Origin of the sequence: Bacillus nitratireducens, from assembly GCF_036320425.1 — a bacterium.
GTDB classification, from domain to species: Bacteria; Bacillota; Bacilli; order Bacillales; family Bacillaceae_G; genus Bacillus_A; species Bacillus_A nitratireducens.
Genome location: NZ_JAUMJO010000005.1, coordinates 271681 through 285012, shown reverse-complemented (window position 1 = coordinate 285012; position 13332 = coordinate 271681). Strand labels below are relative to the sequence as shown.

The 13332-nt window shown below is 32.0% G+C and carries 12 protein-coding genes; all 12 read right to left on the bottom strand.

The annotated features are described in order from the left end of the window. Positions 1 to 115: 115 nt before the first annotated feature. Positions 116 to 1141 (bottom strand): SDR family NAD(P)-dependent oxidoreductase, encoded by a 1026-nt coding sequence (locus Q3V31_RS20250; RefSeq protein ID WP_329766609.1) that lies wholly within the window; start codon positions 1139 to 1141, stop codon positions 116 to 118. Further along, positions 1119 to 2492 carry a UDP-glucose dehydrogenase family protein gene (locus tag Q3V31_RS20245; protein WP_329766608.1) on the bottom strand — a complete coding sequence of 458 codons (1374 nt, stop codon included), beginning with the start codon at positions 2490 to 2492 and terminating at the stop codon, positions 1119 to 1121. The genes Q3V31_RS20250 and Q3V31_RS20245 overlap by 23 nt, the downstream gene beginning before the upstream one ends. A gap of 169 nt (positions 2493 to 2661) precedes the next feature. Next, positions 2662 to 3234 carry an acyltransferase gene (locus Q3V31_RS20240; RefSeq protein WP_002184608.1) on the bottom strand — a complete coding sequence of 191 codons (573 nt, stop codon included), beginning with the start codon at positions 3232 to 3234 and terminating at the stop codon, positions 2662 to 2664. Further along, positions 3231 to 4127 carry a glycosyltransferase family 2 protein gene (locus tag Q3V31_RS20235; protein WP_078176119.1) on the bottom strand — a complete coding sequence of 299 codons (897 nt, stop codon included), beginning with the start codon at positions 4125 to 4127 and terminating at the stop codon, positions 3231 to 3233. The genes Q3V31_RS20240 and Q3V31_RS20235 overlap by 4 nt, the downstream gene beginning before the upstream one ends. Beyond that, complete coding sequence (locus Q3V31_RS20230) at positions 4127 to 5302, bottom strand: glycosyltransferase family 4 protein (protein WP_002184606.1); 1176 nt, start codon at positions 5300 to 5302, stop codon at positions 4127 to 4129. The genes Q3V31_RS20235 and Q3V31_RS20230 overlap by 1 nt, the downstream gene beginning before the upstream one ends. After that, the gene (locus Q3V31_RS20225) at positions 5299 to 6747 is read right to left on the bottom strand and encodes a hypothetical protein (protein ID WP_329766607.1); all 1449 of its coding nucleotides are present in this window, start codon (positions 6745 to 6747) and stop codon (positions 5299 to 5301) included. Before Q3V31_RS20225 ends, Q3V31_RS20230 begins: the two co-directional genes overlap by 4 nt. Continuing rightward, positions 6734 to 7993, bottom strand: coding sequence for an oligosaccharide flippase family protein (locus tag Q3V31_RS20220; RefSeq protein ID WP_002184603.1), 1260 nt, complete (start codon positions 7991 to 7993; stop codon positions 6734 to 6736). The genes Q3V31_RS20225 and Q3V31_RS20220 overlap by 14 nt, the downstream gene beginning before the upstream one ends. Before the next feature lie 27 nt (positions 7994 to 8020). Further along, positions 8021 to 9112, bottom strand: a complete 1092-nt coding sequence (locus Q3V31_RS20215; RefSeq protein ID WP_002184602.1) for a glycosyltransferase family 4 protein — start codon at positions 9110 to 9112, stop codon at positions 8021 to 8023. Position 9113: 1 nt separating this feature from the next. Continuing rightward, complete coding sequence (locus Q3V31_RS20210; protein ID WP_070145551.1) at positions 9114 to 9731, bottom strand: acetyltransferase; 618 nt, start codon at positions 9729 to 9731, stop codon at positions 9114 to 9116. After that, complete coding sequence (locus tag Q3V31_RS20205; RefSeq protein WP_329766606.1) at positions 9728 to 10372, bottom strand: sugar transferase; 645 nt, start codon at positions 10370 to 10372, stop codon at positions 9728 to 9730. The genes Q3V31_RS20210 and Q3V31_RS20205 overlap by 4 nt, the downstream gene beginning before the upstream one ends. After that, entirely contained in the window at positions 10372 to 11487 is a 1116-nt protein-coding gene (locus Q3V31_RS20200) for a DegT/DnrJ/EryC1/StrS family aminotransferase (protein WP_329766605.1), read from the bottom strand. The genes Q3V31_RS20205 and Q3V31_RS20200 overlap by 1 nt, the downstream gene beginning before the upstream one ends. A gap of 23 nt (positions 11488 to 11510) precedes the next feature. Next, on the bottom strand, positions 11511 to 13322 hold the full coding sequence (locus Q3V31_RS20195) for a polysaccharide biosynthesis protein (protein WP_329766604.1): 1812 nt from the start codon (positions 13320 to 13322) through the stop codon (positions 11511 to 11513). Positions 13323 to 13332: the final 10 nt, after the last annotated feature.

Here is a 13332-nt window from a genome sequence, read left to right as displayed (position 1 = left end):
ACAAATATTAATTTAGTCTATTATACTAAGAATGATACGCTATAACCAGCGTATCAAAGTATATTATATCTTAAGTATTCTAAGCCGCTAGTGGCCTTTTCAAAAAGAATCACGATTATTTTACTGTATAGTATTTTACATACCAATTAGCGAACTCCTGTAAGCCTTTTTCTATAGAAGTTTCAGGTTTAAAATCTACAGCCTTCTGTAATAAATCAGTTGATGCATAAGTAGCCGGTACATCTCCTGGTTTGATAGGCTCAAATACCTTTTCAAATGTCACTTCTCTTCCTAAAGCTTTACCTAGTACTTTCTCTAATGTTTCGATAAATACCATTAGTTTTTCAGGATTATTATTTCCAATATTGAATACTTTATGTTCAACATCGCCTTTAGGTGGATTACTTAAAAGACGTTGGATCCCCTCAACAATATCATCTATATAAGTAAAATCACGATATAGATCATTTTCAAAATCACCATTATTAAATATTTTGATTGAATCACCAGCAAAATACTTATCAGTAAAACCAAAGTAAGCCATATCTGGACGTCCCATTGGACCATACACCGTAAAGAAGCGAAGCCCAGTAGCAGGAATTTTATACAAGTGACTATACGTATGAGCCATTAGTTCATTTGATTTCTTAGTAGATGCATAAAGTGATACTGGATTATCTACAAAATCTGTTTCCTCGAAAGGAACCTTTTTATTTGCTCCATAAACAGAACTAGATGATGCATATACAAGATGATCAACCGGGAAATGTCTACATGCTTCAAGAATATTATAGAAACCAATAACATTACTTTGAATGTATACATCCGGATTTTCAATTGAATATCTCACACCAGCTTGCGCAGCCAAATTCACTACAATATTTGGTTTGTACTCTTCAAAAAGCTTAGTAATCATATCCTTATCAGAAATATCACCTTTAATAAAAGTAAATTTCTCATACGGTTTCAGTTGCTCTAAACGAGCATATTTAAGATTTACATCATAATAATCATTTATATTATCGATACCTATTACTTGGCAACCTTGTTCTAATAATTTCTTAGATAAGGAATATCCAACAAAACCTGCCGCTCCAGTAACAAGGTATACTTTACTATTATCTAGAGGCTTGTAATTCAATATAATCCGACTCCCTCATACATTCTCTACTTGTAGCTTTTCTTCCGATAGAATGATACTCTATCCCAGCTTCTTGCATCGCTGAAACATCATAAATATTTCTTCCATCATATACTAGGGGCGTTCTCATTAACTTCTTATAATTTTCTGGAGCTAATTCTTTCACTTCTCCCCATTCTGTAAAAATAAAGCAGACGTTTGCACCTTCTAAAGCTTGTTCAACATTAGCAACATATGTAATATTACCATTTTTATTTTTACCGTCTGGATATACCTTAGCAAAGTTGCTTGCACCTACTGGATCAAACGCATAAATATCTGCACCTTGTTCTAATAGTAAAGGGATATTTTCAAGAGACGCAGCTTCTCTTAAATCATCTGTTCCAGGTTTAAACGTCAGTCCTAGTACCGCTACTTTTAAACCACTAAAAGTAATTAACCTTTGGCTAGCTTTTTTATATAATAAAGTCTTTTGATCTTTATTCACATCAATTGTAGCCTTTACTGTTCTTAATTCGTAACCATGTTGTCTCGCTAAATATTCTAATGCTTTTGTATCTTTAGGGAAACATGATCCCCCAAAACCGATGCCCGCATTTAAAAACTTACTTCCAATACGCTCATCAAAACTCATACCTTTTGCAACATCTTGGATATCCGCACCAACTAATTCACAAAGATTTGCAATATCATTCATATAAGAAATTTTGAGGGCAAGAAAATCATTAGAAGCGTATTTAATCATTTCAGCTGATCGTCTATTTACTGAAACGATAGGTAAATGAAACGGTTTATAAAGATTCATTAATACTCCTTCAGCCCATTTACTTTCTGTACCAATGACAATTCTTTCTGCATATAACGTATCATGAACAGCAGAACCTTGAGCTAAAAATTCTGGATTCGATGCAACTTCTACTTTCACATCATTAACTAAAAAGTCCTGAATAAACTGCTCTACTTTATCGTTCGTTCCAATCGGAACAGTTGACTTTACAACAACAAGGCAATCTTTTTCTATACTTTCAGCAATTTGCTTTGCAACAGTTGCAATATATGAAAGATTTGCAGAACCGTCAGCTTGTTCTGGAGTTCCTACACCAATAAAAATCGCATCTGCATCTTTATATACTGATTTATAATTAGTTGTATAATTAATTCTGCCAGCAGCATAATTTTTTTGCATTAATTCCTCTAAACCAGCTTCATAGATTGGTGAAACACCTGATTTCATTAAATCTACTTTCTTTTCATCAATATCAACACAAGTTACTTGATGCCCAACTTCAGCAAAACATACACCTGCCACTAGACCAACATAACCTGTTCCTGCTACCGCTATCTTGTACATATTTACCTTCCTCTTCATATGTTAATTAACAATTCTATATTCCTCAATAATATAGAAGCGTCAAGCATTATACTATTTTATATTATTGCCCCAATATTTATTTCATAAAAAATAAATAGGGGTACTTCATAAATAAAATCTCATAATTTAGTATCCCACTAAAATAAAACTAAATCTCTTTTATCTTTTTAGCTGGTACCCCAACATATAATGAATCTTTATTGATCTTTCCCTTAACAATCGAACCAGCACCAATAACAACATTATTTTCAATAATCGTTCCTGATAAAACCCTTACCCCTGCCCCTAACCAAACATTAGAGCCTATACTAATGGGATTAGAGATTACTGGATTATCTCTGTATATAGTTCCAGATGTATAATCATGTTCAAAGGAAACAATCGTACAATTATGTGCAATCGAAACATCTTTTTGTATTTCTACTCCACCAGTAGCGTCAATATAACATAAAGGGTGAAAACTAACATTATCTCCTACTACTAAATTTTCTAGCTTAAAGAAATATACTCCAGGTCCAATTAAAACATTCTCCCCACAAGATTTACATAAAACCTTAAATATAGTATATCTTATGCCTAATCCTAAATATCCTGGCAAGTTTCGATTTAACACTAATAAAGAATACAATACTTTCCTTGGAAACAAACTCCAAATTCCTATCACTATTCTTAAAAAAAATTGGAACTTCTTTGCTTTTTCTCTTCCTCTCAACTTTTTCAAGCCCTTCCCGTTAAATAATTAATAATATCCCGTTTTACTTTATTTTTGTTTGCACCATACCTAAATCTCCAAATAAACAAAGCAAGCATTCTACAAGGGACTGGATAAACCCTATATTTATTAATAATTTTTGGTATTGGATGATTATTTTCTTTTAAAATATTGAACAATATAATTCTTGCCAAATCCTTATTTAAAATTTTTCCCATCCTTTTTTTCATAGATACCTTTTGTATAGACGAACTTGTATTATTCTGATGTCTCCTATAACACATTAAAGGTTCCTTAAAAGCATAACCTTTATTATAAGCCAATAATAATTGTATTAAGGCAAAATCTTCTCCCTGAATTAAGGTAGGAAATCCACCCACCTTAATAAAATCATCTTTCCTTACAATAAGGCTACTAGTAGGCACTGAATGAATACGAAAATTCCAATCAAAATCTATTATTTTTGGCGGTAAAGTGTATAAATCAAATACTTTTTCATGATTCTCCAAAATTATACTATCTACTTCAATATCATCATGTATTATTAAGCCGTTTGAAAATACAAAAGAAATATCCTGTTCCTCTTTAAAAATTCCCATTTGTTTTTCAAGTTTATTAGGAAACCAAATATCATCAGCATCAAGAAAAGCAATAAAATCTCCGGTAGCAATATTTACACCTTTATTTCTTGCACTAGAAGCTCCACTATTTTTTTGAGTAACATATTTAAATCTTTCCTTATTATTTTCTAACCACTCTAGCGTCCCATCCGTTGAACCATCATCTATAATGATAATTTCTTTGTTTGTATATGTTTGGTTTTCTACACTTTTCACCGCAAATTCTATTAATCGTCCTGGATTATAACTTGGTATTATAATACTAACCAATGGCTCTTTCATCAATCTCCATCCACCTTAAAAGCTTCTTTAAATTCATTAAAGTAGTTTATTTTTTTCTCTTTTAAAATGTCCTCTCTATAATTCTTAATCTCATTAATTCCTAAATTAGAAAGTTCACTTAGTAAAGAAGGAGATTCCATTAATCTTCTAATTGCTTGAGCTAATGTCTTATAGTCACCAACAGGAGCTATACACTCTTTAGGCAAAATTTCAATTGATCCAGAAACCTCTGTTGATACTACCGGTAATCCCCTTGCTAACGATTCAAGTACTACCCTTGGCATACCTTCTGTAAGAGAAGATAGAACAAATAAATCATTTTGATCATATAAACTAAAAAGTTCCTCCCCCCATGGTACAAAACCATGGAATTTTACATATTGTTCTAGTTCCAACTCTTTTACAAACTGTTTTAATTCTGATTCAAGGGGACCCTTCCCCACCATATTTAATTGAATATTATAATTAAAGTTTTTTATAATAAAATGAAGCGCCTTTATTAAAGTTCTTTGATCCTTATAAGGACTTAAATTACCTACATTAATTATTTTAAAAGGTTCTGAAGTTTGCTCCCAAACCCTTGGTGTTTTAATAAAGGAATCTGGTAATCTTAAATCACTTATTACTGCTGCTTTAATTATATTTTTTGGCGCATATCTTTCTTTTAAAGTATCAGAAACATAAATACATCCGTATGCCCCTTCAAGATGCCTCATATGCATTTTTAGAAAAATTTGCTTTACAAACTTGGCAAAAGGAATACCTCTAGCTTTTAAAAAGCCTTCGTGCATTGATTGCTCGCCTCTACTTTCAACAACATAAGGCTTTTTATATTTTTTTAAAGCACTAAACGCTAACTCCGCTTCAAATGATGGGCTATGCAATATCCCACCATCTAATGATTTAACTAATAAATTAATCTTATTTCTCACCTTTATTATACCAATTGCATCCTTTTTCTTAATAGCAGATGAGTCAATAAACTTGACATTCTTATTATCAGCTCTTTTACATCCAGTTGGAAGCTCATTTACTTTTTTTAATGGAGCTAAGACAAAAATTTCATCAAAACTTTTAAGATATTCATCCCACATCGTATTATTATATGATGTCGTTGTCCAAACCCCATCTTCACTTTCATAGTATTGTGAACTTATAGCAAAAATTATTTTCATGTATTAAACCTCTTTTTCTTAAATTTCATATATATTATTAATGGAAAGATTAAAAACAAATCCTTTGCAACATGCCATAATATTAACCTTGAATCGTGCAGTAAAAATTCCGCACCAAATGTAACTAACAAACCTGCTACAACCGGTGTAATACTCCCAAATTTATTTCTATTTATTACTTCATTTATAACTTCTAGGAAATAGCCAAATATAATTGCTAAAGTCCATATCCCTAAAAATCCAAAGTTCACATAACTTTCTGCCCAGAATCCTCCTATTTTTGCTGTAGTAGGCCTATATTGTTCATAAAATCCTCTACCAGATTCTGCATCATGAGACAAAGCAATCATACCCGGGGGCTTATTAGGTACAATCCAACTAGGTAACATAGTTAAAGCAGCATCAACATAAGTCTTTCCATGCTGGTAATCAATATTACCATTGGGTTGCAATTCCTTATAATATAACATCCAAATGTAATAGCGCCCTAAATCTGTAGCAATTGTGTAACCAGGTGTCAATTGTTCATATTGGTTTTGAATAGACTTTCGGTAATTACTATCTACCAAATAATCGGCATTATATTCCGCATACTTGAATAACTTATATTGTGTAAGTAATGGTATTAATATAATTGTAATTACTATTAACTTTGTAATATTAAATTTTTTATTTAAATAATTTACATAGATATATAATCCCCAAAATGCATAAACTAGAATGAAGAACCTGCTACCTCTATCTAAGTTAAATAAAGAAATTAAGACCACAATAACTAGTAAATATATTAGCCCCAGAAACTTTACGTTTTTATCTTTCTTAGCAACTTTACTAGCCCAGTTAAAATATAAAAATATTAACCCTACACTAAAAAAATCATTTAAAACATAAAGGGTACCCGTTAATACACCTAAGCCTATCCCTGACTCTATAATCATATTTGCACTAAAACCAACCAGTATATAAACAAATGCGATGAAAGAAATATTAGGTACTTTTATTTCTTCATTCTTAAAAGCTTCTTTTTTTATTCTCCATTTAATATTTTTTCTAATATAGCTCCCAAAATAAAACAATGGTATCACCGGTAATGAAGTCCAAGCAATAATAGCTATTAGGTTTGTAAAATCAGATGGTAAATTATTCGCAATCGGCTGATGCGTTATTAGATGGTACAATGGAGAATAGATAAAAATTAGTATCGAAGTATACGTAAAAATAGCCCAAATATCCAAAGTGGGTACCTTATGAAAAATTATTAATATTATTCTTCGAATGATAAATAAAGCTGTAATTGCAATCGGGATTAAAGTAACTACTTCATTGGTGCTAAAAAACAAAAGTGATATTGAACTAAGTATTACAAGTAGAGCTACGAGTAATACATTAATTAATAGTGGAAATGAAATTACATTCCCACTATTTCTCATTTTACTGTGTTTCATAACTTACTTTCCTTTCACTTTCTTTATTCACTCTTAAAATTATTACAAATCTTCCAATCGCAGTAATACAAGAGCCTACAAGTAATGTAACAGCAGCACCGTATAATCCCCATATCGGGATTAACAAAAATGCACAAATACATGTTGCAATTAACATGAAAATAAGTTGAGGTAACTCATTCTTATAAGTTTTAGTAGCAATAGTTGCGTATCCCATAAACTCAGCAGGATATCTAAAAATAGTCGCTGCCATTAAAAGAGTTAAAAGCGAAGAATATTCGATATAATCTGATCCAAAAAGAATATACAATAAGAACTCTCCAAGATAAAAGGTCAATAATGTACTTACCAGGCCTAACATCAAGCCAAAGACAACTAGTTTATTAAATAATTTATTAAAATCACTTTTTGACTCCCGATCACTATAACGAGATAATTTATTGCAAAACGACTGCCCTATCGCCCCAACGAGGGTATTTCCCGCTATCATTAGATACGAGAGGGCTGTAAAATAACCTAATTGTTCTGTATCAGTATAATAAGTAATAAAATATCTAGTTATATTTGTATTTAATGAATATAGAAGTGAGATAATTCCCAAAGGTAACAGAGCCCTATATAAATAACTAACCTTTTTCATATCATCAGGTAATTTCAAGTAATCTTTAATATTTCTCTTCTTATTCATATTAATTTTAGAAATATCATATATTAAAAGCGTTACTAACCATGATAATCCTATACTAAGAGTGGCCAATAAAATATCTCTTGTGAAATAATAAAAAATAAAAAACAAAAAAGTTGATGAAATACCTTTTATAAAATTTGAAAATCCTACTTCATGAAGTTTTTCTTGTTGTTGCAAAATACCATAAACTAATTCGGAAACTAATTGAACATTTTTTGCTAACAAGTAGATAAATACTAATTGTGTTACGTCAGAACTAGCTTTTGTAATAAAACAAATACCTAAGGATATTATAGTTGCTAATATTACATTTAAAATTACAATTTCAATATACGCAGATGAGTTACTTTCTTCACTAGTAACTTTATTTCTAATTTGCATCGTAAAAAACATGTATACAGGACCTGTAATCGCTAGCATTAACCCAAACTCTCCTACAACTTCAGCATTACCTAGTCTCGCCAATATTATTATTATTAAAAATTGTGATGCCATAAAAAATGCTGATCCCATAAAAACCGATATAACCTTAAGTAACATAGACTTAGAATTAATCATAATATCATATAACCCTCTTACTTATAATTATTTCTGTACACTGTTTATTACGTCTAGATAAGCATTCAGAACAATATTTCTATCAAATTCCTTTTCAACTTTCTTTCTACCCGCTAAGCCCATGTTCTTTTTATCCTGCCAATCCATACTTAAAAAGCGCTCTATTTTTTCTATTAAGTCCTGACTATTCTTTTGTTTGACAATTAAACCATTTTCTCCATGTTCCACAATTTCCCGACAGCCACTTCTATCAGTGGTAATAATAGGCCTTCCACAAGCAGCACTTTCGAGTAATACATTAGACATACCTTCTGGATAATATGTAGGATGAATAGTACAATGAGAAATTTTATGGAACTCTCTTATATCACTTTGCATTCCATGATACTGAATTATCCCTTTTTCCTGCATTATCTTTAATTTTTCTTCATATTCACCTTCACAAAATCCTAAAATATGAAATATAGTATTTGGGTATTTCTCTCTTATGTATTTAGCAGCATCTAAATATTGATCAATACCTTTTTCCCTCATTACACGAGCAATAAATAAAAAATTAACCTCTTTATCCAATGGATATTCCAGTATGGGATAATAATTAAGATTAACACCAGATCCTGGTATTAATCTTGATTTCCCCTTAACAACCTTTTTTGTACTAAAAAAGGTTTTATTTGATTCATTTTGAAAGAATACACATGTCGCGTCTTTTAGGGCATTTTTATATAGAAATAAAGTGACTTTCTGTAATATCCCATCATTTTCTACCGCTGTTCCAAGACCAGTAATATTACATACATAAGGAATACCTGCCATCCTACAAGCTAGACCGCCATATACGTTAGGCTTTATTGTGTAGGTTAACACCACATCAGGTTTTACCTCTTTAATAATCTTTTTATAGTTCATAAATAATTTTACGTCGGTTATTGGATTAGTACCCCTTCTACTGATTGGTGTATTAATGAACTCACATCCTATTTCCTTTAATTGATGTATAAATTCACCATCTGGGAGTGAAATATAAACTTTATATTCTTTCACTAATTCTTGCATAAGCTCTTTTCTAAATTTATATAAACCGACATCGTTATTTGCTAATATTAAAACCTTTTTCATTCTATAATCTCCTAGATGGAACCCCAACATAAGTTCCTAATTCAGTTATATCCTTAACAACAACAGTTCCTGCACCAATTCTACAACCACCAGTAACATTAATATTATTACTTATAATACTACCAATTCCCAACCAAGTACCTCGCCCAATATTGACCGTACCCGCCAAATGTGCCCCCGGTGATATATGAACATAATCCTCAATTATATTGTCATGATCCACCGTAGAAGTAGTATTAATAATGCATCCTTTCCCGATCTTAGTACAGCAATTAATCACAGCTCCTGCCATAACTACAGTTCCTGCTTCCAAATAAACTTGTTCTCCGATAATTGCACTCGGATGGATCAATACCGGAATGCTCGCCCCTTCGGTCTCAAGTTGCCTCTGAATCTTCTCTCGTATGACATTATTACCAATTCCAACAAAAAAATCGTAATCATCTATATACTTTGAGATACTTGCTGATTTATCAATAATTTCTATTCCCATTGAAGATTTTAGAGTTTCGTTATCATCTAAAAAGGAAATACTCTGCCATTTATTCATTTTCAGTGCGATATCAGCTATGACTTTTCCGTGGCCACTAGCTCCTATTATAAGAAGTTTTTCTTTCATAACTTTATACTTCCTTTTCCATTCCTTTTAAATGGCTCCATTGTAGCAGCAGTTTCTGAATTAATTCCTTCTCTAATAAAAACTTTCTTAATCGTTAAAAGAATGATTTTCCAATCTGTAATGAAACTTACACTCTCAACATACTCTACATCATAATTAAACTTTTCTTCCCATCTAATAGCGTTCCTACCATTAACTTGCGCTAATCCCGATAATCCTGGTCTAACTTCATGACGTCGTTTTTGATGTTCGTTATATAACGGTAAATATTGAACTAATAAAGGCCTAGGTCCTATAATTGACATATTACCTTTAAAAATATTAAACAAGCCTGGCAACTCATCAAGTGATGTTGAGCGTAAAAATTTACCGAACTTAGTAAGTCTTACACTATCAGGTAACAATTCACCATCTTCGTTTTTTTCATCAGTCATTGTTCTAAATTTATACATTTTAAAAATGTTCCCATGTAATCCCGGTCGCTCTTGCTTAAACAACACTGGGCTACCTAATTTTATTTTTACAAGAAAAGCAACTATAAGAAATACTGGACTAAGCACTATAATAGCAATTACAGACAGTATAAAATCCATCGGTCTTTTTATAAGTCTTCTATAGATGCCACCTCTAGAATTCCTCATTACGCTAACCACAACCCTTTAATAATTTTCACAACTCTTTCTAAATCTGCGTCTATCATCTTCGTATCGCTTGGTAAACAAACACCATTCTCAAAAAGTTTCTCTGATACATCTGTACCAACAAAATCATATTTCCCAAAGAACGGCTGCATGTGCATTGGCTTCCAAACTGGTCTAGATTCAATATTTTCTTTTTCAAGAGCTACCATAACATCAATTGGTCGAATTTCACCATTTAAAGTCATGCAACTTAGCCAATAGTTTGGTTCATTCCATTCATTACTAGGCATAAATTCAATACCTTCAAGATTTTCTAATTCTCTCTTATAAAAATCGAATATGTATCTTTTCTTTTGAACCCTTTGATCTAATACCTTAAGTTGTCCTCTACCAATGCCAGCAACTACATTACTCATACGATAGTTAAAACCTAATTCACTATGTTGATAATGTCTTGCTTGATCTCTACTTTGAGTGGCCCAAAATCTTGCTTTTGAAATTCGTTCTTCATTATCAGAAACAAGCATTCCGCCACCAGAGGTAGTGATGATTTTGTTACCGTTAAAAGAGAAAATACCATAATCTCCAAAAATACCAGTATGCTTACCTTTATAGTAAGTCCCTAAAGACTCTGCTGCATCTTCAATTAAAGCAACATCATATTTCTTACAAAGTTCAACAATCTTATCCATATCTGCAGAAAGCCCATAAAGGTGAACTACTATAACTGCCTTTACATCTGGATATTTTTTAAAAGCCTCTTCTAATGCTTTAGGGCACATATTCCAAGTTTCATAATCGCTATCTATAAAAACAGGCGTAGCATTTTGATAGATAATAGGGTTTGCAGTAGCTGAGAATGTAAGCGTTTGGCAAAAAACAACATCTTCCTCCCCTACTCCAGCTGCTTTTAGAGCCAGATGAATTGCAGCTGTCCCAGAAGATAGCGCTGCGGCTGCTTTAGAGCCAACTTTCGTTGCTAGTTCTCTTTCAAATCCATTCACATTTTCCCCAAGTGGTGCAATCCAATTTGTATCAAATGCTTCCTTAACATACTGCATTTCATAACCTTCATCACTCATATGTGGTGATGAAAGAAATATTCTATCTCTCATTTAAAAAACTTCCTTCCCCTAAATTAATTTTTAAGATTAATTTTATTATTTGCAATATCTAATAATCGTTCTCTTATTTCCTCGTTACTAATTTCCTCAAAATCATTCATAAACTGTCTTAAAATCTCTTGATCCATTAGAACAGCTTTTCCTATATGAATTTTAGGGAATATTTGCTCCGGATGAATTTCACCTTCATTTAATAACTCTTCATACATTTTTTCGCCTGGTCTTAATCCAGTAAATTCAATTCCAATTTCTTCAATAGAATACCCTGAAAGAGTAATTAAATTTTTAGCTAAATCAACAATCCTTACTGGATCCCCCATATCTAGTACGAACAATTCTCCACCCCTAGCTAGCGTTCCAGCCTGAATAACTAATCTTGAAGCTTCTGGTATTGTCATAAAGTAACGAATCATATCAGGGTGAGTAACTGTTACAGGTCCACCTTTTTGAATTTGTTTCTTGAATAATGGGATTACACTTCCTCTACTTCCAAGAACATTACCGAATCTAACTGCAACAAAACGTGTACCAGTACTAATGGATGCCATATGTTGGACAATCATTTCCGCAAATCGTTTTGTAGCTCCCATTACATTCGTCGGATTTACCGCTTTATCTGTAGAAACCATTACGAACGTATTTACTTTAAATGTATCAGCCGCTTCTGCTACATTTTTCGTACCAAAAATATTATTTTTTACAGCCTCTTCAGGATTACGTTCCATTAAAGGTACATGCTTATGTGCAGCTGCATGATATACGATATATGGTTGATGCTTGTTCATTATTTCAAAGATTTTATGTCGATCTTGAATATCAGCAATTTCTGTCGTAATTTCCACTGCATCTTTATAAGTAACTCGCATTTCCATTTCAATAGTATAAATGCTATTTTCACCATGTCCTAAAAGAACAATTTTTGCAGGATTATACTTCATCACTTGACGACAAATTTCTGATCCAATTGATCCGCCCGCACCCGTTACTAAAATCGTTTTACCTGCAATCTTTTCCCCGATGCCCGCGTCATCTAATTGAATTGGCTCCCTACCTAATAAATCTTCCACTTGTACATCTCGAAATTCATTAACAGAAACTTTGCCATCTAAAAGATCTTCAAGCATTGGTACAATTTGCGTTTTTGCTTTCGTTTTTGTACACTTCTCAAAAATTTCGTTTATTTGATTTCTATTTAAAGATGGAATAGCAATAATGATATGCTCTATATCATTATCTTCCACAATCTCTTGAATATGATTTGTTGTACCAACAACCGGCACATTATAAATCTCCAATTTTTGTTTATTTCTATCATCATCAACAAACGCAATTGGATATAGATCCGCTTCTTTATTATGTTGCAATTGTCTTACTACCATAGTTCCCGCTGAACCAGCACCGATAATCAATGTTCGTGTTTTATCTGTAGCTTTCGTAATATATGTATCGCGAAACATACGCCATACAAAGCGAGAACCACCAATTAATAATAAATGTAACATCCATGCGATTGCTAAAATTCGAACATAAATATCATGATTTATAATTTGTTGAACAATTGCTGTTACAATAATAGAAAGTGTAATTGCTTTAAATATTTGTATTAATTCTCCAACACTTGCATATTCCCACGCCTTGTTATAAAGCTTATAAATAGCCGCAAAAATATGATGACTACACAATAATGTAATAGAGCTAATAATTACTGTCGCAGGGATTTTATTTAATACATTCGGATGTATGAACCAATAACTTAAATATACGGCGGTTAATACAATAAATGAATCTAATAAAATTAATAATGAGAGCCGTTTTCGATAACTCAATATACCTGTT

Coding starts and splice junctions, on each gene's coding strand:
- Q3V31_RS20245 (WP_329766608.1), bottom strand. CDS start 2,492: ATGTACAAGATAGCGGTAGCAGGAACAGGTTATGTTGGTCTAGTGGCA.
- Q3V31_RS20235 (WP_078176119.1), bottom strand. CDS start 4,127: ATGAAAGAGCCATTGGTTAGTATTATAATACCAAGTTATAATCCAGGA.
- Q3V31_RS20230 (WP_002184606.1), bottom strand. CDS start 5,302: ATGAAAATAATTTTTGCTATAAGTTCACAATACTATGAAAGTGAAGAT.
- Q3V31_RS20225 (WP_329766607.1), bottom strand. CDS start 6,747: ATGAAACACAGTAAAATGAGAAATAGTGGGAATGTAATTTCATTTCCA.
- Q3V31_RS20220 (WP_002184603.1), bottom strand. CDS start 7,993: ATGATTAATTCTAAGTCTATGTTACTTAAGGTTATATCGGTTTTTATG.
- Q3V31_RS20215 (WP_002184602.1), bottom strand. CDS start 9,112: ATGAAAAAGGTTTTAATATTAGCAAATAACGATGTCGGTTTATATAAA.
- Q3V31_RS20210 (WP_070145551.1), bottom strand. CDS start 9,731: ATGAAAGAAAAACTTCTTATAATAGGAGCTAGTGGCCACGGAAAAGTC.
- Q3V31_RS20205 (WP_329766606.1), bottom strand. CDS start 10,372: ATGAGGAATTCTAGAGGTGGCATCTATAGAAGACTTATAAAAAGACCG.
- Q3V31_RS20200 (WP_329766605.1), bottom strand. CDS start 11,487: ATGAGAGATAGAATATTTCTTTCATCACCACATATGAGTGATGAAGGT.